At 72.0% G+C, this 22469-nt stretch carries 19 protein-coding genes and 2 pseudogenes; 7 read left to right on the top strand and 14 right to left on the bottom strand.

The window, feature by feature from the left end; all coding sequences use genetic code 11:
• Nucleotides 1-75: 75 nt before the first annotated feature.
• The 4 genes from FGW31_RS32015 to FGW31_RS32000 form a co-directional block, all read right to left on the bottom strand.
• The gene (locus FGW31_RS32015) at nt 76-2706 is read right to left on the bottom strand and encodes a PA14 domain-containing protein (protein WP_142197034.1); all 2631 of its coding nucleotides are present in this window, start codon (nt 2704-2706) and stop codon (nt 76-78) included.
• A gap of 293 nt (nt 2707-2999) precedes the next feature.
• Nucleotides 3000-4220, bottom strand: a complete 1221-nt coding sequence (gene glgC / locus FGW31_RS32010) for a glucose-1-phosphate adenylyltransferase (protein ID WP_142197033.1) — start codon at nt 4218-4220, stop codon at nt 3000-3002.
• 51 nt (nt 4221-4271) lie between these two features.
• Nucleotides 4272-5423: a glycogen synthase gene (glgA, locus tag FGW31_RS32005; RefSeq protein WP_142197032.1), complete on the bottom strand. Its 1152-nt coding sequence runs from the start codon at nt 5421-5423 to the stop codon at nt 4272-4274.
• A 38-nt stretch (nt 5424-5461) separates the two neighbouring features.
• Nucleotides 5462-6238: a (2Fe-2S)-binding protein gene (locus tag FGW31_RS32000; RefSeq protein WP_142197314.1), complete on the bottom strand. Its 777-nt coding sequence runs from the start codon at nt 6236-6238 to the stop codon at nt 5462-5464.
• A 228-nt stretch (nt 6239-6466) separates the two neighbouring features.
• On the opposite strand from FGW31_RS32000, the gene FGW31_RS31995 reads away from it, so the two are divergent.
• On the top strand, nt 6467-7636 hold the full coding sequence (locus FGW31_RS31995; protein ID WP_182675030.1) for a DMT family transporter: 1170 nt from the start codon (nt 6467-6469) through the stop codon (nt 7634-7636).
• Here the strand turns inward: FGW31_RS31995 and FGW31_RS31990 are convergent.
• Nucleotides 7626-8948, bottom strand: a complete 1323-nt coding sequence (locus FGW31_RS31990) for a transglycosylase family protein (RefSeq protein ID WP_142197030.1) — start codon at nt 8946-8948, stop codon at nt 7626-7628. The two genes, FGW31_RS31995 and FGW31_RS31990, sit on opposite strands and share 11 nt — an antisense overlap.
• 724 nt (nt 8949-9672) lie before the next feature.
• On the opposite strand from FGW31_RS31990, the gene gndA reads away from it, so the two are divergent.
• Entirely contained in the window at nt 9673-11112 is a 1440-nt protein-coding gene (gndA, locus tag FGW31_RS31985; RefSeq protein WP_142197029.1) for an NADP-dependent phosphogluconate dehydrogenase, read from the top strand.
• An 852-nt stretch (nt 11113-11964) separates the two neighbouring features.
• On the opposite strand, the gene FGW31_RS31975 is transcribed toward gndA, so the two are convergent.
• The 3 genes from FGW31_RS31975 to panD are packed head-to-tail and all read right to left on the bottom strand — an operon-like array spanning nt 11965 to nt 13419.
• The gene (locus tag FGW31_RS31975; RefSeq protein ID WP_142197027.1) at nt 11965-12603 is read right to left on the bottom strand and encodes an aspartate/glutamate racemase family protein; all 639 of its coding nucleotides are present in this window, start codon (nt 12601-12603) and stop codon (nt 11965-11967) included.
• Nucleotides 12604-12620: 17 nt separating this feature from the next.
• Nucleotides 12621-12965 (bottom strand): GNAT family N-acetyltransferase, encoded by a 345-nt coding sequence (locus FGW31_RS31970; protein ID WP_161176052.1) that lies wholly within the window; start codon nt 12963-12965, stop codon nt 12621-12623.
• Between the two features lie 34 nt (nt 12966-12999).
• Complete coding sequence (gene panD / locus FGW31_RS31965) at nt 13000-13419, bottom strand: aspartate 1-decarboxylase (protein ID WP_142197025.1); 420 nt, start codon at nt 13417-13419, stop codon at nt 13000-13002.
• Nucleotides 13420-13877: 458 nt separating this feature from the next.
• Between panD and FGW31_RS31960 the strand changes: the two genes are divergently transcribed.
• Together FGW31_RS31960 and FGW31_RS36285 are read left to right on the top strand one after the other, a co-directional pair.
• Nucleotides 13878-15278, top strand: coding sequence for a hypothetical protein (locus FGW31_RS31960; protein WP_142197024.1), 1401 nt, complete (start codon nt 13878-13880; stop codon nt 15276-15278).
• Nucleotides 15263-15610 carry a PDDEXK family nuclease gene (locus FGW31_RS36285; protein WP_373303353.1) on the top strand — a complete coding sequence of 116 codons (348 nt, stop codon included), beginning with the start codon at nt 15263-15265 and terminating at the stop codon, nt 15608-15610. Before FGW31_RS31960 ends, FGW31_RS36285 begins: the two co-directional genes overlap by 16 nt.
• A 344-nt stretch (nt 15611-15954) precedes the next feature.
• Here FGW31_RS36285 and FGW31_RS31950 read toward each other — a convergent pair whose 3' ends face one another.
• Nucleotides 15955-16503 carry a GNAT family N-acetyltransferase gene (locus FGW31_RS31950; RefSeq protein ID WP_142197023.1) on the bottom strand — a complete coding sequence of 183 codons (549 nt, stop codon included), beginning with the start codon at nt 16501-16503 and terminating at the stop codon, nt 15955-15957.
• A gap of 94 nt (nt 16504-16597) precedes the next feature.
• Between FGW31_RS31950 and FGW31_RS31945 the strand changes: the two genes are divergently transcribed.
• Entirely contained in the window at nt 16598-17080 is a 483-nt protein-coding gene (locus FGW31_RS31945; RefSeq protein ID WP_233452607.1) for a hypothetical protein, read from the top strand.
• Here FGW31_RS31945 and FGW31_RS36280 read toward each other — a convergent pair.
• Nucleotides 17072-17376, bottom strand: a pseudogene (locus tag FGW31_RS36280) (transposase); the annotation flags it as partial. The gene FGW31_RS31945 and the pseudogene FGW31_RS36280 sit on opposite strands and share 9 nt — an antisense overlap.
• Nucleotides 17356-17850 (bottom strand): annotated as a pseudogene (locus FGW31_RS36275) (IS701 family transposase); the annotation flags it as partial. The pseudogenes FGW31_RS36280 and FGW31_RS36275, both read right to left, overlap by 21 nt.
• Nucleotides 17851-18241: 391 nt before the next feature.
• Here FGW31_RS36275 and FGW31_RS31935 point away from each other — a divergent pair.
• The gene (locus tag FGW31_RS31935; protein ID WP_142197022.1) at nt 18242-19558 is read left to right on the top strand and encodes a hypothetical protein; all 1317 of its coding nucleotides are present in this window, start codon (nt 18242-18244) and stop codon (nt 19556-19558) included.
• 253 nt (nt 19559-19811) lie between these two features.
• On the opposite strand, the gene FGW31_RS31930 is transcribed toward FGW31_RS31935, so the two are convergent.
• The 3 genes from FGW31_RS31930 to FGW31_RS35810 all read right to left on the bottom strand — a co-directional run bounded on the left by FGW31_RS31930 (nt 19812) and on the right by FGW31_RS35810 (nt 21760).
• Entirely contained in the window at nt 19812-20555 is a 744-nt protein-coding gene (locus FGW31_RS31930; RefSeq protein ID WP_142197021.1) for a hypothetical protein, read from the bottom strand.
• Nucleotides 20556-20715: 160 nt separating this feature from the next.
• The gene (locus tag FGW31_RS35160) at nt 20716-20880 is read right to left on the bottom strand and encodes a hypothetical protein (protein ID WP_182675034.1); all 165 of its coding nucleotides are present in this window, start codon (nt 20878-20880) and stop codon (nt 20716-20718) included.
• 454 nt (nt 20881-21334) lie between these two features.
• Complete coding sequence (locus FGW31_RS35810) at nt 21335-21760, bottom strand: hypothetical protein (protein ID WP_233452606.1); 426 nt, start codon at nt 21758-21760, stop codon at nt 21335-21337.
• A gap of 126 nt (nt 21761-21886) precedes the next feature.
• On the opposite strand from FGW31_RS35810, the gene FGW31_RS31920 reads away from it, so the two are divergent.
• The gene (locus FGW31_RS31920; RefSeq protein WP_142197020.1) at nt 21887-22297 is read left to right on the top strand and encodes an FKBP-type peptidyl-prolyl cis-trans isomerase; all 411 of its coding nucleotides are present in this window, start codon (nt 21887-21889) and stop codon (nt 22295-22297) included.
• Nucleotides 22298-22469: the final 172 nt, after the last annotated feature.

The raw sequence follows: 22469 nt of genomic DNA, 5'->3' as shown, positions 1-22469 counted from the left end.
GACTACAGGGGCCCGGTCACCGGTGTCACGGGCGGTGCACGCCACCCGGACGGGCGCGCCCGCCCGGGTAAGGGTTCACCGTGCGGCGCCCTCGGCGCCGGAGCAGCCCGCGGGCCGGTCGCGGGAGGCGTCCCGGATCAGGTCCTGGTGTGCGGCCCTCACCCGGGACACGTCCGGCTTCATGACGTGCCGGTCGTAGGTGAGTAGCCCGTTGAGCTCGCCCTCCACGTCCGAGATCTGGGTGTAGACGGCGCCGTTGCTGCCCCGGCACACCAGCGCGCGCACCTCGTCGAGCTTGGTGAGGTAGTCGTCGGTGTAGGTCGCCGGGTCGACGTCGACGTAGGACTGCTGCACCGGCCAGGCGTGGCCGGGCACGGCGAGGCCGAGGCCGCCGTACTCGCCACTGACCAGGGCGCGCCTGCCGTCCGGGCGGGGCGGGAGCGCCGGGCTGGGGTAGCCGTGCTCGTCCATGATGTCGCCGGCGTTGCCGTCGGCGCCGAGGTTGAGTCCGGACTGGTTGTTGACCAGCCGGGTCGGGTCCCAGGCCTTGGCCTGCTCGGCGATGCGGCCGATGTCGTACTGGCCCCAGCCCTCGTTGAAGGTGACCCACATGACGACCGACGGGCTGCTGATGTGCTCGTCGATCATCTGTTTCATCTCGCGCTCGTAGCGGGCGCGGGCCTCGGTGCTCGGGTTCACCCCGGCCGTCATGGCGGGCATGTCCTGCCACACCAGCAGGCCCAGCCGGTCGGCCCAGTAGAACCAGCGATCGGGTTCGACCTTGATGTGCTTGCGCACGGAGTTGAAGCCGAGTTCCTTGTGCGCCCGCAGGTCGTACGCGAGGGCCTCGTCGGTGGGCGCGGTGTGCAGGCCGTCGGGCCAGAAGCCCTGGTCGAGGGTGGCCATCAGGAAGATCGGTTCGCCGTTGAGGACCGTGCGGGGCACCCCGCCGATCTGCTCGACGGCGATGGAGCGCATCCCGAAGTAGCTGCCGACGTGGTCCGCGCCGACGGTCACCTTCAGCCGGTACAGGAACGGGTCGTCGGGCGACCACAGGTGCGGGTCGTCGATCCTCAGGGTGAGCGGCTGCCCGGTGCGGCCGGACGCCGTGGCGACCTTGCGGCGTCCGTCGTACGCGGTGGCCCGGACCGGTACGCCGTCGCGGACGCCCTTCGCCTCCACGGTGAGCCGCTCGCCCGGCACGTCCGGGACGAGTTCGAGGGAGTCGACGTGGTCGCGGGCGACCGGTTCCATCCACACGGTCTGCCAGATGCCGGAGCTGGGCGTGTACCAGATGCCGCTGGGGTCCAGGCGCTGCTTGCCGAGCGGCGGGTTCTCGCCGCCGGCCGCGTCGGTCGGGTCGTACACGCCGACGATGAGTTCCTGGGTGCGGCCGGGCTTCAGCGCGTCGGTGATGTCGGCGGCGAACTTGTCGTAGCCGCCCTCGTGCGCGGCGACCTTCGTGCCGTTGACGTACACCTCGGAGCGCCAGTCGACGGCGCCGAAGTTCAGCCTGAGCCGCTTGCCGGAGCCGATCTCCCAGTCGCGGGGCACGGTGAAGGTGCGGCGGTACCACATGCGGTCCTCGTGCCGCTGGATCCCGGAGAGCTGGGACTCCACCGGGTACGGGACGAGGATGCGCTCCTTCAGGGTCTTGCCCACGGGCGGCTGCTCGCCCTCCTCGGCGGCGGCGAACTCCCAGCGGCCGTTGAGGTTCTGCCAGTCGTCGCGGGTGAGCTGGGGGCGCGGGTACTCGGGCAGGGCGTTGTCCGGGCCCACCTGGTCGGCCCACTTCGTGCGCAGTTCGTGGGTGGAGCGGTTGGGGCCGCTGCTCAGGAACGCGTCGACCGGGTCGCCGTCGGCGGCGGTGAGGCCGCCCTGTCCGTCGTAGCGGATGTCGGCGCTGCCGCAGGCCGTGCCGGTCTTGTTGCCGACGACGGGCTCGGCGAGGGTGACGAGCAGTGCCTTGGGGTCGTCCGGGTCGGGCCGCGCCGCCGTCAGGGGCCAGTCGGCGCCGCCGATGACGGCGTCGAGGTGGTCGGTGAACCCGGCCGGTGGCGCGGCCAGGGGCCGGGGGAAGTCGAGCTTGAGGGTGCGGCCGGAGGCGAGGACGGTGGCGGCGAGGGCGCCGTCGTAGTCGAAGCCGTCGGGCAGGCGGAACGCCGACTGGGGCACGGGTTCCTTGGTGCCGCCGGGTTCGGTCCAGCGCAGGTGGAAGTTGGAGCCGCCGTAGTGCTCGAAGTACTCGACCTTGATGTCGTGGGCCGTGCCGGCGGTCAGGTCGATCGGGGCGGCGGTCTGTTCGCGGTCCCAGTCGTCGACCCAGTGGTCGATGGCGAGCCGGCCGTCGATCCACAGCCGGAAGCCGTTGTCGGCGGTGACCGAGAAGGTGTGGGCGCCGGTCGTCTCCGGGACGATCTTCCCGGTCCAGCGGACGCTGACGTCGTCCGAGCGGCCGGTGGTGAAGTTCAGCCGCGGCTCCAGGTTGTCGAAGTCCAGGTCGGAGTCGAAGGCGGTGGCCTTGAGTTCGTGGAAGTCGAAGGCGCCGGGGGCGGAGTGGGTGTAGTACTCGCCCTTCAGGCCGTGGATCTCCGCCGGGTCGTCCGCCGCGGCGGTCGGGGCCGGGCCGGCCGCGGTGAGCCCGGTGACGCCCAGGGCGGCGGCCAGCAGTAGCGCGAAACGGTCTCTGAGTCGTCTGATGCGCACGGATCCTCCGTCGGTGAGGAAGGTGACGGCTCTCTGCTCAGTGCCTGTCTCTGGTGCTGTTTCTGTTCTGTTCTGTGCGCTGCACCGCTGGTACAACGTTGTCAAAGAACAGTAGGTGGCATAACAGCACGGATTCCGCCATGCGTCCAGGGACATGACAAAGGCCCCGGCGGCCCCGGCCGACCGGGGCACCACCGCACGCACCGGATGCCGGCCCACCAGTCCCGCCACCGCCGCCGCGTCATGCCCCGGCGGCCCCGGCCGACCGGGGCCCGCGCACCGCCGACACGGGCTCAGGGCACCAGCTGTCCCTTCCCGAGCGCGATCACCCCGCCCTTGGACACCGTGTACAACTCCGCGTCCCGTCCCGGGTTGACGCCGATCGTCGCGCCCGGCGGCACCTCGACGTTCTTGTCGAGCACCGCGCCGCGCACCACCGCGCCCCGCCCGATGTGCACGTTGTCGTGCAGCACCGAGCCCTGCACCACCGCCCCCGGGTCGACCAGCACGCCCGGCGACAGCACGGACCGCGTGACCTGGCCCCGGATCAGGCACCCGGCACTGATGATCGACTCGCTCGCCATGCCGCCCGCGTTGAACCGGGCCGGCGAGAGCTGGCCGGAGTGCGTGTAGACGGGCCACTGCCGGTTGTACAGGTTGAACGCGGGGCGCTCGGCGATCAGGTCCATGTGCGCCTCGTAGTAGGCGTCCAGCGTGCCGACGTCCCGCCAGTAGCCCTGGTCGCGGCTGGTCTCACCGGGCACGTGGTTGGTGCTGAAGTCGTACAGGCACGCCTCGCCCCGTTCGGTGAGCTGCGGCAGGATCGAGCCGCCCATGTCGTGCACCGAGTTCTCGTCCTCGGCGTCCCGCTGGAGCGCCTCGATCAGGGTCTTGGTGGTGAAGACGTAGTTGCCCATCGAGGCGAACACGCGCTCGGGGTCGTCGGCGAGCCCGGGCGGATCGGTGGGCTTCTCCAGGAAGCGCTCCACGCTCCGCCCGTCCGAGCCCGGGGTGATCACGCCGAACGCGGAGGACTCCGAGCGCGGCACCCGGATGCCGGCCACGGTGACGCCGGCGCCGCTCTCGATGTGCTGGGCGAGCATCTGGCGCGGGTCCATGCGGTACACGTGGTCGGCGCCGAACACCGCCACGTACTCGGGCCGTTCGTCGTAGATCAGGTTCAGCGACTGGAGGATGGCGTCGGCGCTGCCGAGGTACCAGCGCGGGCCCAGGCGCTGCTGGGCGGGGACCGGCGTGACGTAGTTGCCGAGCAGGCTGGACATCCGCCAGGTGGTGGTGATGTGCCGGTCCAGCGAGTGCGACTTGTACTGGGTGAGCACGCAGATCCGCAGGATGTCGCCGTTGACCAGGTTGGACAGCACGAAGTCGACCAGGCGGTACGTCCCGCCGAAGGTGACCGCCGGTTTGGCGCGGTCCGCCGTGAGGGGCATCAGACGCTTTCCCTCGCCGCCCGCCAGCACGATTCCCAGGACCGAAGGACCTCCACGACGCATGGCCGCTCCCCTCACGCCGAATTTCCCCATGACTGCCCCGGACGGGCCGGGCTAAGCCTGTTCGAGGATCTCCCGGTACAGCAGGACCGTGCGGCGGGCCACGGCGTCCCAGCCGAACTCCGTCACCGCGCGCTCGCGTCCCGCCGCGCCCATCCGCCGTGCCGTCGCCGGGTCGCCGAGGACCGCGTCGAGGGCCCGTGCGAGGCCGGCCTCGAAGTCGTCGTCGAGGTCGACGAGTACCCCCGTCGAGCCGTCCGCCACGACCTCCGGGATGCCGCCCACCCGGGAGGCGACCACCGCGGTGCCGCACGCCATGGCCTCCAGGTTGACGATGCCGAGCGGCTCGTAGACCGACGGGCAGACGAAGACGGCCGCGTGCGTGAGCAGCTGGATCACCTCCGGGCGCGGCAGCATCCGCGGGATCCAGTGCACGCCCTCGCGGGCCCGGCTCAGCTCCCGGTACAGCTCGCGGAACTCCCGGTCGATCTCCGGTGTGTCCGGCGCGCCCGCACAGAGCACCACCTGCGCGGCCGGGTCGATGCCGCGCACCGCCCGCAGCAGGTGCGGCACGCCCTTCTGCCGGGTGATCCGGCCGACGAACAGCACGTACGGCCGGGAGGGGTCGATGCCGATCCGGTCCAGTGCGTCGGTTGCGGGGTCGGGGCGGTAGAGGTCCGTGTCGATGCCGTTGTGCACGATGTGCACCCGGCCGGGGTCGAGCGCCGGGTAGCAGCCGAGGATGTCGTCGCGCATGGCGCCGGAGACGGCGACCACCGCGTCGGCGGCCTCGACGGCGGTGCGCTCGGCCCAGCTCGACAGGGCGTAGCCGCCGCCGAGCTGCTCGGCCTTCCAGGGGCGCAGCGGCTCCAGCGAGTGGGCGGTCAGCACGTGCGGGACGCCGTACAGCAGCTTGGCGAGGTGGCCGCCGAGGTTGGCGTACCAGGTGTGGGAGTGGACGAGTTCGCGGCCCTGGAGGGCGGCGGCCATGGCGAGGTCCACGGAGAAGGTGCGCAGCGCGTCGTTGGCGCCGTCGAGCGCGGACCAGGGCCGGTGGCGCAGCACGCCGTCGGTGCGGCCCTCGCCCCAGCAGTGCACCTCCAGGTCCACCAGCGGCCGCAGTTCCCGGGCGAGGAACTCCACATGGACCCCGGCGCCGCCGTACACGTCCGGGGGGTACTCCCGGGTCAGCAGTCCCACTCGCACCCGTGAACCCCCTGTCTCGGCGGACGTTCCTTCCATGGTCACGCAGCGGGGCCGCGCGGGGAAGAGCGGGGCGGCCGCGGGAAGCAGCAGTCGCTGCAGACGCCACCGCCGGGCACCCGGTAGTACAGGCAGCAGCTGCGGCGCCGGAAGGCCGTGCCGGTGAGCGTTCCGGTGCCGGACAGCAGGGGGTGCGCGAGGAGTTCGCGGGCCAGCCCGGCGGCCCGGGCGGCGACGTCCGTACGGCCGTGCCCGCGCCCCCAGCGGTCCAGTTCCCGGGCGGCGCCCGCCAGCGCGGAGGCGGCGTTGCCGCGCAGCAGGCCGGGCGCGACGCGGTGCCGGGAGCGCAGGGCCTCGGTGAGCGGCCGGAGGTGGCCGTCCAGCACCAGTGCGGCGACGGTCGCGGCGTCGCCGGGCAGCGGGCGCACCGCGGTCAGCCACAGGTCGTCGGGGGCGCTGCCGCGCGGGTCCCACCGCAGCAGCGACGGGGACAGGTCGGGGACGGCGCCGTACAGGGCGGCGCTGCCGAGGGCCACGGACCACAGGCGGGCGGTGAGCCCCTGCTGGGCCACCGACGCGGCCACCCGCGTCTCGGGGGTGCCGAGGGCGTCGGCGACCCGGCGTACCCGCACGGACAGCGGGTCGTCCCGAACGTTCGGGCGGCCGGGGACGTATGCCTGGGCGAGGGTGGGCGGACGGTGGTCGGGAGCGTGTGCCCGGGCGGGGGTGCGCGGACGGTGGTCGGGCGGCGCCGTCGTGCGCAGGACGAAGAAGCCGCCGAGCCGGCCGAGCGCGGTGAGAGACGGGTCGAGGTCCACGAAGTGCAGTAGTACCAAGCCCCTTAGGGGGAGCAACCAGGGGCCCCGCGACGGCGGGTGCCCACCCTGGGGATGACGGGGCCGTCGTCGTACTCCATCGGCAGTAGGACGCATTGAATGCTCAGGGACGACGACGGGAACAAGTCGACACGGCATCGTGTTGGTCATGGAAGCCGACCCTTCGCCGCGCCGGGCCCACCGCCCCGGCCTCACGCAGAGGAGCAGCCGATGAGCGCCCTCGCGTTGTCCGTGTTGCTGTCGTTCGTGTCCGCCGTTGCCTACGCCGGCGGAGCGATCGTGCAGGAGCAGGTCGCGGTGTCCTCCCCCGGCGCGCAGCAGTACGCTCCGCTGCGCCGGCCGGCCTGGTGGGCGGCGGTCGGCCTGAACGGTCTCGGCGGACTGCTGCACGTGGTGGCGCTCGCCTACGGCCCGCTGAGCCTCGTCCAGCCGCTGGGTGCCCTGACCATCGTGTTCGCGCTGCCCATGGCCGCGCTGTTCGTGGGCCGCAGGGCCGGGGCGACCGCGTGGCGGGGCGCCGTCATGGCGACGGTCGGACTCGCCGGTCTGCTCTCCCTGGTCGGCGCGTCCGACGTGCAGTCGCTGGACACCCCGCAGCGGGTGGCGGCGGCGCTGGGAACGGCGGCGGCGGTCGTGGCGCTGATGGTCGCGGCCCGTGCCGTGCACCGTCATCCCGCGGTGCGCAGCATCCTGCTGGCCGTCGCCTCCGGTGTCGCGTTCGGCATGTCCTCGGTCTTCACGAAGACCGTCGCGGTCGACTGGACCGGCGGTGTCTCGGCGGCCGACCTGCCGTCCCTGACGGTGATCGGCGTCCTCGCCACGGCGGGCATGCTGCTGTCCCAGGCCTCCTACCGGGGCGCCGGACTCGCGGCCCCGCTGGCGACGCTGACCGTGGTCAACCCGGTGGTGGCGGCGGCGGTCGGCATCACGATGTTCGGTGAGACCTTCCGCTACGGCTCCACGGGCACCGCGCTCGCCCTGAGCTGCGGCGTGGTGGCGGCCGGCGGGCTGATCCTGCTCACCACGGAGCGGCTGGCCCGCGAACAGCGGGAGGCGGACCAGGCCGGCGGCGAGGCTCCCCTGCCGGTGCCGGGCCCCGCGGACGGGGAGGCGCCCGTACCGGTGCCGGGCCCCGCGGACGGGGCGGCCGCCGCCGGCGCCGGGTCCGCGCACGCCGAGGGGGCGCCCGCCGACCCCGCCGAGCGCCTGCTGTCCGAGCTGACGCTTCCCGACCTCGCCGAGGACGTACGGGTGCCGTCACCGGCCCCCGCCCGGGAGGACGCGGACGACGCGCCGCTGGTGTCGTACGCGCCGTTCTACGGCGGGCCGTACGTGCCGGTGGCGGTGGTGGACCGCCACCGGGTACGCGTCAAATCCTGACGCCGCCCGCCCTGAGGTAGGCGACCGGGTCGATGTCCGACCCGAACCCGGGCCCCGTCCGCACCTCGAAGTGCAGATGCGGGCCCGAGCTGTTCCCGGTGGACCCGGAACGGCCGATGCGCTGGCCCGCGTTGACGGACTGACCGCTCTTCACGGAGACCGCCGACAGGTGGGCGTACTGGCTGTAGCGGCCGTCGGTGTGCCGGACCACCACCTGGTAGCCGAACGAGCCCTCCCAGCCCGCGGCGACGACCGTGCCCGACGCCACGGACTTCACCGACGTGCCGGTCGGCACGGGGAAGTCGACGCCCGTGTGGTAGCCCTTCGACCACGCGGATCCGGCCTTGTGGTACGGCGTTCCGAGCCCGGCGCTGACGGGGGCCACCAGACCGGCGCCGGCCGGCGCGGAACGCTCGGGGCGGTCCGCGGCCCGCCGGGAGTCGCTCTTCTTCTCGGCCTTGCGGTCCGTCTTGCGGTCCGCCTGCCGGTCCGCCTTGCGGTCCGCCTGCCGGTCCGCCTTGCGGTCGGCCTGCTTCCGGCTCCCGCCGTCGGCTTCGCCACCGGTCTTCCCGTCCGCCCGCTCCTTCGCTTCCGGCTTCGACGTCCGCTCGGGCGCCTTCGGCGGCTTCGCGGACCGCTCGGGGGCCTTCGCCGTCCCGTCGGACAGGGCGAGGCGCTGGCCGGGCACGATGAGGTCCGGGTCGTCGCCGATGGTCGAACGGTTGGCGTCGTACAGGCGCTGCCAGCCGCCTCGCAGCCGCTCGTCCTCCGCGATGCCGGAGAGGGTGTCGCCGCGGACCACGGTGTACATCTCGGCGCGGCCCGCGCGGGACTGGGGCGTGGTGTGCGGTTTGACGTCCTCCACGGAGGTCCGTCGGTCCGCCTCGCGGGTGCCGGACCGCTCGGCGGCCGGACGGACGTCGGGGACGTCGCCGCCGCGGGTGAGTCCGGCCCGTACCGAGCAGGCCGGCCAGGCGCCGGGGCCCTGGCCGTCGAGGACCTTCTCGGCGACGGCGATCTGCTGGTCCCGGGTGGCCAGGTCGGCGCGCGGGGCGTACCGGGTGCCGCCGTACGCCTCCCAGGTGGACTGGGTGAACTGGAGTCCGCCGTAGTACCCGTTGCCGGTGTTGATGTTCCAGTCGCCGCTCGACTCGCAGGCGGCGACCTTCTCCCAGGTGTCCGCGTCGGCCGCCTGTGCGGCACCGGCGCCCATGAAGGGGAGCGCCATCCCGGCCCCGCCCGCGGTGACGGTCAGTGAGGCCCGGTTGATCCTGTTCGGCTGATACCGGCGGTGCCGGCCGCGCACGGCCATGGAATCCCCCTCGACAATGCGTCAGGAGGGGCAAAAGTAAGCGTTGCGAACTGGCCGTGACAAGACGCCTATCGGCCGCACGGATGCGCCAAATGGCCGGGAGTGACCGTCCGTTGCGCCCCCGCCGGCGCCCACCGGGAAGCGTGCGCGGGCGGGTGGGTCCGTCCGCGGGTGCGTGCGGGTGCGTGCGCCGGACCGGCGCGCGGCGACGACCGGCACCCGGGGACGCGGGCGACCTGCGGGGACGCGGCACAGGCATGCGGGGCGCATGGGCAGGCGTGCGGGGACGCGGGCGCAGACGTGCGGGGACGCGAGGGGGCACGCGCAGGCGTGCGCGAGGAAAAGGAGAGCCGCGTGAGTAGGGCGGGCGGCGGCGTGAGGACGCGTGGAGGGCGGCATGAGGACGGGCGGAGGGCGGCATGAGGACGGGTGGAGGGCGGCCCGAGGTGCGGCGGGCAGCGGCCTGAGGTGCGGTCGGCAGCGGCCCGAGGTGCGGCCGGCAGCGGCCCAAGGTGCGGTCGGCAGCGGCCCGAGGTGGGGCGGGCAGCGGCCTGAGTACGAAGGGTGCCGTCGCGCGTATGTGCCTGCGCAGGCCGTGACCGACCCGCGCGTGCGCACGCACGTGGGGCACGTCAGGATGGTCGACGGCAGGACTGGCGGGACGCCGGCGGCAGTGTCGCCGTCGTGCCACGAGTACCGATACCAGGTCACTAGGAGCCACCCAATGAGCAGTTCAGCGCAGATCGGCGTCACGGGGCTCGCGGTCATGGGCCGCAACCTCGCGCGCAACTTCGCCCGCAACGGCTACACGGTCGCCGTGCACAACCGGACGGCGGCCCGCACGCACGCGCTGGTGGAGGAGTTCGGGCACGAGGGCAGCTTCGTGGCGGCCGAGACGGCCAAGGAGTTCGTGGCGGCGCTGGAGCGGCCGCGGCGGCTGGTCGTCATGGTGAAGGCGGGTGAGCCGACGGACGCGGTGATCGAGGAGTTCGCGCCGCTGCTGGAGCCCGGCGACATGATCATCGACGGTGGCAACGCCCACTTCGCCGACACCCGGCGCCGGGAGCGCGAGCTGCGCCGGAAGGGCATCCACTTCGTCGGCGCGGGCATCTCCGGCGGCGAGGAGGGTGCGCTCAACGGGCCGAGCATCATGCCCGGCGGTCCCGCCGAGTCGTACGGGTCCCTCGGCCCGATGCTGGAGAAGATCTCCGCCAAGGCCGCCGACGGCGCGCCCTGCGTCACGCACGTCGGCCCGGACGGCGCCGGCCACTTCGTGAAGATGGTCCACAACGGCATCGAGTACGCCGACATGCAGTTGATCGGTGAGGCGTACCAGCTGCTGCGCGACGTCGCCGGGTACGCGCCCGCGCGGATCGCGGAGATCTTCCGCACCTGGAACACCGGCCGGCTGGACTCGTACCTGATCGAGATCACCGCCGAGGTGCTCTCCCACGTGGACGCGGCCACCGGCAAGCCGTTCGTGGACGTGGTGGTCGACCGGGCCGAGCAGAAGGGCACCGGCCGCTGGACCGTGCAGATCGCGCTCGACCTGGGCGTGCCCGTCTCCGGCATCGCCGAGGCGGTGTTCGCCCGTTCCCTGTCCGGCCACGCGGCGCTGCGCGAGGCCTCCCGGGGTCTGGCCGGGCCGAAGGCCGCGCCGCTCGGCGAGGCGGAGGCGGCGGCGTTCGCCGACCGGGTGGAGCAGGCGCTGTACGCGTCGAAGATCGTGTCGTACACGCAGGGCTTCCACGAGATCGCCGCGGGCAGCGCGGAGTACGGCTGGAACATCGACCTCGGCGCGGTCTCCGCGATCTGGCGCGGCGGCTGCATCATCCGGGCGGCGTTCCTCGACCGCATCCGCGCCGCCTACGACGCGCGGCCCGACCTGCCGAGCCTGCTGTCCGACGAGACGTTCGCGCGGGAGATCGCCGACGCGCAGGACGACTGGCGCGAGGTGCTGATCGCGGCGACCCGCCAGGGCGTGCCCACGCCCGGTTTCGGCGCGGCGCTCGCCTACTACGACGCCCTGCGCGCGGAGCGCCTGCCGGCCGCGCTGACCCAGGGCCAGCGGGACTACTTCGGCGCGCACACCTACCGGCGCACGGACCGCGACGGCTCGTTCCACACGCTGTGGGGCGGGGACCGGTCGGAGGTGTCGGCGTAGCGACGCGGTACGCCGGGAGCAGGTCCGCGACGGGCGCCCCTTGCGGTGCGTCCGGCTGTGCCCCGTTTAATCCCGTCAGGTCCGGTGATGTCCGCGCAGGCGGCGGGCGGGGCTCGTGGCCCCGTGACGACGTGCGCGCGCCGGGTCCGGGCGGGTGCGGCGGGGCGGACACGGCGCGACGGCGGCAGCGGCCGGCGGACGAACCACCGGCGTCGGCGGCAGCGGCGCGGCGGCGAGCCGCACGGTCTCTCGGTGGACCCGGTCGAAGGCGCGGGCGACCCTCGCCCGGGAACGCGTCGGGGCACCCGCCGTCCACCGGTCGTCCCGCGGGGCGGCGGACCGGACAGGCCCCGCAGGCCGGTCCGGTCCGCCGTCCCGCCGCCGTTCAGGGGGTGCCGTCGCCGGTCAGCTCAGCGGCGGGCCGGGCTCGGGATCGGGTGTCGGTTCCGGTCCCGGCGGGATCGGTGACGGCGACGGCTCCGGCGGTCCCGGCGCGGGGTGCGGCGGCGCCGGCGGAGGCGTGGGTTCGGGACCCGGCGGCGGCTGCGGCGGGCGCGCCGGGTCGGGGTAGGGCTCGGGATGTGCGGGGTCCGGGCCCGGCGCGGGTCCCGGGGTGGGGCCCGGCGGGACGGGATCCGGGTACGGGTTCGTCATGACGGGTGTCCTCCGGCCAGTCGGTCGACGTCGGCTCTGGACTACTCCCCCGCCTACCCGACCGCCGCATCTCCAGTCACCCGCCCGCGTGACGGCCCGGACCCGGGTGGCGCACGCACGACGGCAAGGTCCCGGGCCCCGGCGGTGCGTCCACCGGCGGACGCCCGCTCCCGCGCCGTCGGACAGCCACTGCCTCCGCTACCGGAGACCCGCAGCCGCCGCACCCGCGGCGAGTCCCGGGCGCGGGCTGGACAGCACCGGCAGCGCGGTCGTGGTGAGCCGTTCGGCGGGGGCCATCGACGCCTGGGCGAGGACGATCACGTCGGCGCCGGTGACGGCGTCGGCCGCGTCGGCGACCCGGCGCACGTACTCCGCCGTGTCGCCCGCCTCGAAGCGTTCCCACGCTCCCCGTACGACTGCGGTCCGCACCTCGACGGACCGGCCGGCCCGCGCGGCCTCGTCCCGGACCAGCGCCGCCGTCGGCCCGAGGGTGCTCTCCAGCGCGGCGAGGACGACGACGCGCGGTCCGGCGGCCACGGCCGCGCCCGCCATGGGCCGGTCGACGCGCAGCACGGGCACGCCGACCCCGTCGGCGGCCCGCTCCGCGAGGTCGCCGATGGTCGAGCAGGTGCACAGCACGGCCCGGGCACCGCCGTCGGCGGCCTCCCGCACCCGGCGCCGTACGTCGTCGGCAACGGCGCCGGGCCCGGCGGCACGGGCGCGATCCAGCAACTCCTCGACGACGACGTGCCGGAGTTCCAGTCCCGGGTGGTGCTCGTCGCACAGGGCGTCGAAGACGGGCACGTGCACCGGTGAGGTGTGCAGCAGGGCGAGCATGCGCGGCCGGCCCGGTCTCAGAACCGCTCGGGGTGCGCCGTCAGCCACTGCTTCGCCGCGCCGATCAGCTCCGGTCCGGCCGCGGGGGCCTGCTCGGGATGGCGTTCGGCCCACTTGGCGACGTACGGGCAGAGCGGTGCGACGGCACTGTCCTCGCGGGCGGCGAGGGCATACAGCTCGCGGGCGAGGGAGCCCGCGATGCCCTTGCCCTCGTGCGCGGGCTCCACGATGGTGTGCACCGGCACGACGGCGCGTTCGGGGGCGTCGAGGACGAAGTACTCGATCCGCCCGACGACCTCGCCGTCCGTCACCGCCTCGAGCCGGCCTGCCGCCCGGTCGTCCCGGATCTCCGTGTCACCCATGGCCACGTCACGCTCCTGCCTCGGTTGGCGCCGGTCAGGCCCTGACGGCCCCCGGGCTGCGCTCCTGGTCCGACCCCGGCACCGGCTCGGACGGGTCGGCACCCAGGGCCACGATGCGGTTGTCGCCGTCCACGTGCACGACCCGGGGTTCCAGCGCCCGCGCCTCCGCGTCGGTCACCTGAGCGTAGCTGATGATGATCACCAGATCACCGGGCTGCACGAGGTGGGCGGCGGCCCCGTTGATCCCGATCACCCCCGACCCGCGCTCCCCTTCGATGACGTACGTCTCCAGCCGGGACCCGTTGCTGATGTCGACGATGTGCACCAGCTCACCGGGCAGCAGATCGGCGGCGTCGAGCAGATCGGCGTCGATCGTCACGGATCCCACGTAGTGCAGGTCGGCCTGGGTGACGGTGGCACGGTGGATCTTGGACTTGAACAGAGTACGCAGCACTTAGGACTCCTGGAAGACGGCTCCCTGCCTGCTTTGTGCAGGTCAAGGGCGGTCTCGACCTTACACCGACATCTCCGTTCGATGTTTGTGAGGAACATCGCTCCGGTCAGGCGAGACGGCTTCCTACCTGGGCTTTCGCGCCGTCGCCGACACCTGTTCAGGCAATCCTCCGGGAACGCCCGGCGACTCATGCTGACCAAATGCTGACTTACCTGATGAGCCATCAAGCATGCAAGAGCCTCCTCTGCATACGGACGGCGTACGTCCACGCACCACCGCCCGCCCGAGGCCCCTCAGCAGCGTGGAACGCGCGAGCGAGGCGGGGCCAAGGCGCCCACACCGGCCCGCCCAGGCCGAAGTCCAGGTCACGCGCCCCTGCGCACTTGTGTGCGCCGCTCCTCCCTTCCGTACGGTCCGGCCGATGGTGAACCGCCCTCGCCCACTGTGAAGGAGAGCTGTTGAAGCCGACCGAGGAAGTGCTCCAGGACCTGACCCAGCCCTCGAATGTCTCCGTCCACTCCGACGACGCGCTCGTCGGGAAGGTGAAGGCCGCCATCGCGGCGGACGACGAGAAGCGGAAGGAGAACGAGGACGAGCCGCTCCGCCGGAAGCCCACCCTCGTCCCGATCCCGCAGACGGAGCTGCCCCGGCAGTTCGAAGTGACCCTCTGGGACGTGCTCCACACCCTCGCCCGGGCTACTGCCCTGTCGTGGCGCGGTGCGGGCCGGGGGCTGGCGGAGCACTGGGGCTCACTCAAGTACGCCCAGGCCCTGACCGGCGGTCGCGACTCCTTCCTCGGCCTCACCGACGAAGGCCACCGCATCGCGGACCACTACAAGTCGCTGCAGTCCAGCGAGCTCGGCATCGGCTTCGCCCTCACGCTCGCCGAGCACATGCTGCGCAGCCGTTTCCCCGAGCATTCGGTCACGATCGTCCCCGCCGACACGGCGTTACGCGCGGGCTGGGCCCTCACCAGCAGGGACAAGGGCGAGAAGGTGAAGTACCGCTACCGCCCCCAGTACTTCGCCGAGGTCTGGCGGCCGGGCGAGCCGTCACTCTCCATCCCCCTCGCCTGCAAGGGCAACCACGGCGACTCCGCCACCTCCGCCGAGCAGCTGGCCTCCGCCTCGGCCCACGCCGAAGCGGTCCACATCGGCGCGTGGAACGAGACCCCCGGCCTGCTGTTCAGCACACAACTCCCGACGGACGGCGGAACGATGACCGTCCACGCCCTCCAAGCACCCGGCAGCGGAGGTCGGCTGTCCCCGGCGGAAGGCCGTGAGCCGAACCTGAACGCCCCACCGTTCCAGGCGAACATGATGCCGGACATCCACCCGCCGGCCGAGGGCCTGGTGGCACCGGAGCCTGTACGGGGCTGCCACGTGCAGCCGAAGGACTACGCCTGGTTCCAGGAGTCCCTGGCCCACACCACCGCGGCGGGCCTCATGGCCTTCACCGGCTCCGGCCACGCCACCGCCCGCCACCTGACCGACCGGCAGGGCCGCAAACGCTTCACCGGCCTCGAACACGCGGCCAGCATGAGCATCCAGGACGCCGCCCACACCCTCCTCGGCAGCGAGTACGTCGGCACCGACCACGTCTTCCGCCTCAACGGCCCCCGCGTCGAGGCGTTCTCCGGCGTGGACAAGGAAGTCTTCCGACTCCTCACCAGAGGCGACATCGAGGAGTACCGCGATCTCGTCCACGCGAGCCGCGGCGTCCGCCCCCGCCTCACCTTCGATAAGAACTGGGGCGGCCCCGTCTCCGTCCACGCCGACGGCTCCGTCTTCGCCCTGCGACTGCTGCCGGGGCAGGACGAGGAGCCTCGCCCGGGCTCGGGCCGGTGGACCCGCCCCTGAGGACAAGGTCGTGGCCGGAGCTCGCCCTGCCAGGCGCCCTGCACGTATTGGGCCTCCGATACCGCGTGAACCTGCCCATTCCTGGAATGTCGCAGCGCCGTGCCGACGTCAGCTTCACTCGAAGGCGGACCGCGGTGTTCGTGGCCAAGGCTTTCTGGCACGCGTGCCAGAAACACCTACGCGCTCCGAAGCACAACGCCGAGTGGTGGAGCCAGATGCTCCGGGCAACACCTTCCGAAACGAGGAAACCGATGCACATCTCCTGCCCCTGGGTTGGCTGCCGCTGCGCATCCGGGAGCACGAAAGCGTGGATGGCGCCGTTGGCAAAGTAGCGGCAGCCCTTGCCACCCGTGACCATCCTCTGGCCCTGCGGCTGCAGAACCCGAAGCGCTCCAGGGAACCAGGCCCCTGAGCAATCCGATCGAACGGCCCGGATTCACTTGCGTGCTGTGAGCTCGGCGAGCAGGGCCACAACCGTGGCGGCTCCCACGACGGCGGCACCCGCTTCTGGTGCGTACAGAGCCAGGATGGTCACAAGCAAACCGACCAGCAGGTCGTCCCGGCGCCGGGTTGGCGCCCGGTGTGCGTCCCCGGACGGAGGCCCGGCCTGGCTGCTGACCGTCACGGTCGCGCCGGGCGCCGGGGCCACTCCGTCCGTGTGCCGTCTGCTGTCCGCTCAGGGGCAGGGCATGCTCATGTAGAGCGCCTGCTCGCCTTCGGAGGGGGTGCCGTCATAGAGGGCGGTGTCCAGCCCGCAGAAGGCGAAGCCCATCCGCCGGTACGCGTGAATCGCGGGTGCGTTGATGTTGGTGACCTCCAGCCAGAGGTGTCCGGCGCCCCGCTCGCGGGCGAACTCCACCGCGACCCCCATCAGCGCCCGGCCGACGCCCCGTTCCCGGTGCTCCGGGGCGATCTCGATGTCCTCCACGGTCAGCCGGCGGTTCCACCCGGAGTACGAGACGGTGACGAACCCGGCCAGGTCGCCGGCGGCTCCGTGGGCGACGAAGGTATGGGAGTCCGCGTCGTCGCCGTCGTACTCGTCCTCGGGAAACACCTTGGTCAGGGGCGGGTCCACCTTGACCTCCCGCAAGGCGAACCCGTCGTCGGCGACGGTCACCTGGAAGACCGTGCCGGTGGTGAAAGAGCCGTCCAGGGCCTCGATGGCCTCGGCGTCCCCGGGGACGGCGGTGCGGTACCGGTAAGCGGTGTTGTCAACGGTGGTCACGGCACGACGTTAGGGCCGCTCGGACCACGACAGGACGGCTTTGGACGTCGTTTCTTTTGGCGCTTCACAGGTCGAGCTATGCAGGGATACTGCTGTGGTGCTGTTGACGTGGATTGCTGAGGTGGCGGACGAGCCTCTGGTGCTGGAGTCGGCTGACCGGCGGGTGGAGTGGGAGACCAACTCCTGGTCACTGGGTGCGGCGGACGAGGACAGGAATTCGTTGTCCGTTGCCGAGGTGGTGGCTGCCTTCGAGCGGACTGCTGCTGCCATCCGGGAACGCATTCGCGATCTGGGGTTCTCCGGGGTGGCGACGTTCTACGTGTGGCACGACAAGCAGGCAGGACAGCTCCGGTGCTCGACCGGTTCTGTGCCCCCGGATGCATTGCCGTTCAGCGGTACCTATGTGGCTTCCGACGACCTCGGTCCGGTCATCGAGGGATTTCTGGCCGACAGCGAGCCAGGCTTCATCGCCTGGTCGGACCTGGACGACGCGCAGAGTCTCTCAGAGCTGACCGAGACCGAGCCGGAGATCAGGCCATTCGGTGTCTGGGTCAGCAGTGTCGGAACCTCACACTGACTGGTGAGGCCCGTCCACACGGACGAGCCTGCGGTGACAAATGAGGGCTGCGGCTATGCCGACGAAGGCGAGGAAATGTTCTGCCTTGCGTTCGTAGCGGCGGTGAAGCCGACGGCAGCCGGCGAGCCAGGACACGGTCCTCTCAACAACCCATCGGTGGCGGCCGAGCCGCTGGGAGGACTCGATCCCTTTGCGGCGATGCGGTGGCGGATACCCCGCTTGCGGAGCCAATGGCGCAGGTGGTCATATTCGTAGCCTTTGTCGGCGTGCAGCTTCGCCGCCCGGCAGCGGTCGCGGTCGGAGGTCCAGGCTTTGGGCAGGGAAAGCTCCCGGTCCACCAGGGCCCGGCCCGAGCTGGTGGCATAGGCGGCGAACACCCCGACCTGGTAGTTATCGATCTTTCCCGAGGTGCCGGTGCATTGTCGGCCGACCCCGGCCGAGGTGGTGCCCTTCTTGATGAACCCGGTGTCGTCGATGATCAGCACTCCGTTCGGTCCGAGCCGCTCGGCGACGTAGGCACGGACGTCGTCACGCAGGGCGTCCGCGTCCCAGACGCTGCTGTTCAGCAGCCGCTGAAAGCCGTCGGGGGTGCGGTGGCCTGCCCATTCCGCGAACTGCCGGCCGTTCTTCCGTGTCGCCCCTCCCAGCAGACCGCGGACGTAGTCCCGCATCCGCCACCGCAGATCCGCCCGAGTGAACCGGCCCGCCACCCGGGCGAACACCGAGTCCAACTCGTCAGCCCGACAACCGACTTCAGTTATGCCCTCCATGCCAGGACAACGACAATCTCCAGCTCAGAACACGAACCGCTGCCGGAGTATTAGGTGGGGGAACGGAAGAGGATCAGGCAACGCCAGGGTCGTCGACGTCCACACCCGACCAGCCGCAGGCCGGCGTCGGCTTCACGCGCGACCAGGCCGCGCCGGGCAACGAGGCGTTCCAGCGGCACACCGTGCGGGACGTCACACCGACGTGTAGGCGGCGGGCATCCGCCACGTGCCCGCCCACCGCGGCACGCTGCGCGCATCCTTGCCACGAGGGGTGAGCGTGAGCGTGCCGGCTGCCCCGGGCCTGCCGTGCGAGTCCCCCGCCGCTGCCCCGGGTCGTCGTCCTGCGGGGCCACCGCACCCGATGCCGGCCCGGCATGCCAACATCGTCCGCATGACCGACAGCTACTCACACGACAGCCATGAAGACGCCGTCCACACGGTGGCCGAACTACTGGAAGCCGACTTCGGAGACTGGGAGTTGGCCTCAGTGAAGGAATGGGCGGCTGCCCGCCCCGGCTGGGAGTGCGGCGGGGCAGGCGACGGCCGGGTGACGCTCGTCTCGGGCCGTGCGGGTATCTCGTTGGTCCTTGATGCGGGCAAGCTCGGCTTCGAGTCCACCCGGTACACCACCGGCCAGGTCCACCTGCTGACCCACGCCTACCGGTCCCGGCCGGGAGGCGCCGCCGGCGACCGGATAGCCGGGCTGGCTCGTGCCCTCGCCGCGGTTGGGAACCCGGTGCGCTACGAGGACTGCGGCGGCGCCCCCGGTCTGCGCTGGCGCGGCGAGCGCCACACCCTGATCTTCCAGAGCAGCCGACGTGCCAGCTGGCTGGCCCTGCATCCCGTCCCGCCCCGCCACGCCGACGCCGCGGACACGGCCGAGTCACTGCACGACACCGGCAAGCCCGGCGAGCGGGCACGGGTGCTGTCCTACGAGCCGGGAGCCACCCTCGCCCAGCGCAGGACCGCCTTCGGCGACCTCTTCGACGCCGTCGTCGGCCGCATCGGCAGCCCCACCCTGTTCGGCGGCTCCGCCGAAGGGCCGAACATCCGCTGGCGCAACGAGCGACGACTGCTGATCCTCAGCGGCGACCGCCACGGAGCCCTGCTCGAGGTGCACGACACCGGGGAACTGGAAGAAGAGGAACACCGCGACTTCAAGTGGGGCGGGTCGTGGAGTGCCGACGAGCCGTCGGACTTCCATTCTCTGCCCTACCTATGGCAGCTCGACCGCGGCGGTTCCGGCTGGGGGCCCGACGTATACCCCGGCGGTCGGCTGGCCCTGGGTCCGGACCACCTCCAGGACGCTCTCGGGCTGATGCTCCACTCGTTCGTGGAACACCTCCCCGCCCAGGTCGGCGAGAACTGGGCCGGCTTCGTGATCACCCACCGCGGCCGGGACACCGTGCAGATCGCCTTCGAGCCGGACAGCGGTCTGCGGCTCTTCCGTTACGACCGTGCCGAGCACGACTCCACCGAAAAGACCGCGGCGATGCACGAGATCGGCTGGCAGCAACGCGAACGCTGGCGGTGGGCGGCCGTGTTCCCTCAGAACGGCGAGGACTCCGCGGCACGGGCCGCCCGCCTCATCGTCACCCAACTGCGGTCGGACGGCGTGAACAACCCGGGCGAGGAGTGCGCCCTGCGCGACGTCACGTGCAACGACATGGGCACCTTCGACCTCTACGGGACGGGCATCGGCCGCTGAAGGCGGCAGGCGCCACTGCCGAGGCCGGGAGGGCAGGGCTGGGCGGTCCGAGGTCCAGGGGCGACGGAGCAGGGCCGTGGTGCCGGTACTCGGCCACCGCCTCTCCCCCTTCTCCGCTCCGTGTTCTACGGATGGGCCGCTTCGTCCAGGGGGCCGGGCGCTGCGGTGGCAGTTCCCATGCCGACGTGAACACGAGTATCTGGACCGGGACTTGACACCCCCTGAGCGGGGGCAGGCCGGGGGCCCGCCCTTCTCAGCGCCAGCGACGACTGGCGAGTACCGCGAGAGTGAGCATGCCCGTCACCACGGGTAGTCCGGCCAGCAGGGTGACGGGGTGAAGCACCGTATCGGCGTACGGGTTCGGCTCGGGGTCGAGGCGTGTCGGGATCTCGCCCATGGCCAGCGCGGTGAAGAAGATCACGACCCCCAGGAAGAAGCCCAGCAGCCCCACGAGAACGGCCATCTGCAGCATCGAGGCGAGTCCCTGCCACCTTCGGCCGTCCGTCCCACCCGTCTCGCCCTCGGCCCAGCGGACTTCGCGGACGGGTCTCCAGTACCTCCCGTACACGAAGAACAAGGTGAGCAGCAGGAAGAGGAGCCCCACGGAGACGATCATCCCGTAGAACCCGGCGTTCTCGTCCTCCCAGCCCACCGCGGCAACGACGTTGGGCCCGACCAGGGCGGCTGGCATGACGATCCACCAGGCCAGATAGGTCCGGACTGCCTCGGTCCAGCGGACCCTGGACCTGCCGACGATCTCGTAGTTGGTGGTCGTCCTGACGGAGAAGAGCCCACTCTCATCGCTGTACCCGGCTTGCCGCACGTAGTACCGACTGAGCGGAACAACCGGCAGGATGACCATGAACCAGCAGGTGGCGAAGAACCCGCCGCTCTCATCGGCACGGGAATTGTGGAGCAGCATCGTGCCGATCGCGTTGTAGGTCCCTAATTCGGGGAGGTCTTCGTCGTGGGCCAGGGGATACAGGGGGTCGGCCATGAGGAGCATGGTATTCGTCCCGCGTCAGTCGCCAAGTCCAAACGCTCCTGCCGCCGCCAACGCCGGCCCCTCACCCCATTCGCCGAAGGTCTGTGCGTCGCCGGGGAGTTGGGACCGCCTCAGCCGGATCAGGCGCGCCGGGTGACGCCGAAACGAGTCTTCATCCGGCGCAGCAGGAGGCGGCGACGGTGCCCTGCATCGTGCCGCCGATGTTGTTGAACGGCTGCCAGCCCGAGCCGGGCGGGGCGGTGGCGTGCTGGACCTGGTTGACGCTGTTCAGGCCGAACAGGTCGATGCGCTCTTCGCGGGCTGACGCCGCCGCCACGCCGCTGCGGATCTCGGTGGTCTCGTTGGTCTTGGACCAGCTGCCGTCCCGGCCGCTGCCGTTGATGCAGGACCTGCGGTAGACGGTGGATCCGCCCCCGACCCCGTAGACGGTGTGCCGGTCGGGCTTGCCGGAGATGATCGCCGGGTCGAGGACCAGGCCCCCGCCCAGGTCCCCCAGTCGCCCCAGCCGCTGGTCTCGTTCCAGGAGCGGTAGACGATCTGGTTCTTCGCCCCGCGCGCCACCACGGTGATACGGTCGCCCGTCCGTGATGCCGCGCTCGGCGCCGACAGGATCGTCCCGCCGACGTCCTCCCAGTCACTCCACGTCCCCATGGTGCGGTGCGCTCCCCTTCATGCCACGGCACCGTGTGCCGCCGGCGTCCCGGTCACGGACGCCGCCGCAAGCGATGCTGCGCCGCGCCGGGACACACCACGAAAACGGAGTGATCCATTCAGGCGAGGGCGCGGACGCGCCGGCGTTCCATCGGCTCCGTGTAGTAACCTCTCGGCCCCCGCGGCAGATACCCCTCCTTCGTCGTGCCGTGCTCCTCCTCATAGCGTTCGATCGCCTCCCGTACCGAGCGGGGCAGCGGCACCTCCCGGAACTCCCCAAGCTCGCGGTGCTTCAACTTCGCGGGCCGGTGCGTGTTGGAGTGGATCTGCTGGTGCACCCGGTACACGCCGTGACGCAGTCGACTGAACGGCGCGCGTCGGCCGTGCCCCTCCGCGCCGCTTCCCGCCCGGGCGGCTGCCGTGCAACCCGAGCCACCGCGTCCCGCCCGAGTGTGCGAGGGCTCGTGCGCGGCCGTGCGCTCGTGCGCGGCCGTGCGCTCGTGCGCGGCCGTGCGCTCGTGCGCGGCCGTGCGACGGACCGCCATGCGCGGCCACTGATCCGGTGCGCTCCGGAAACCGGCCTGCGCGTTAGCGTGATCCTCTGCCGCCTGGAGTGTCCATGGGCCGGTCGGCCCGCACGAGGGTCTGCGACGGAGAGTGACGGAACTGCGATGAGTGAACTGACGAAACCCGAGGTCGACGTCCCGGAGGGTGCTGCGCCTGCCGAACTAACCGTCCGGGACCTGGTCGTCGGGGACGGGGCCGAGGTGAAGCCGGGCACGGTGGTCAGGGTCCACTACATCGGGGTGACCTTCGAGACCGGGAAGGAGTTCGACTCCTCCTGGGACCGTGACCAGCCCTTCAAGTTCGCACTGGGCAGCGGCAGGGTCATCAAGGGCTGGGACCGGGGGTTGAGGGGGATGAAGGTCGGCGGTCGGCGCGAGATCGTCGTTCCCCCGCGTCTCGGCTACGGCAACCAGTCGCCCTCGCCGTTGATCCCGGCGGGCTCGACCCTGGTCTTCGTGGTGGACCTGCTCGACTCGTACTCCGCCGGCACAGGCGGCTGGAGCAACGCCCGCTGACCCAGACCGTTCCTGTTTCCGCGCCCTCGCCCCAGGCGTTCTCGTCATGGATCCGCGCACCCAGATCCTCCGCCCGCTCCGGCTCCCACGCCTTGAGTTCTTCGACCTGCCGGGAGGGTGAGCCCGTACGCGTCGGCCTCGCACTCCTCGCCGGTGTCCGGATCGGTGACGA

Source organism: Streptomyces calvus, from assembly GCF_006782915.1.
In the GTDB taxonomy this organism is placed as follows: Bacteria; Actinomycetota; Actinomycetes; order Streptomycetales; family Streptomycetaceae; genus Streptomyces; species Streptomyces calvus.
Note: the sequence above shows the minus strand (reverse complement) of the source record. Positions and strands in the feature narration are given on the sequence as shown.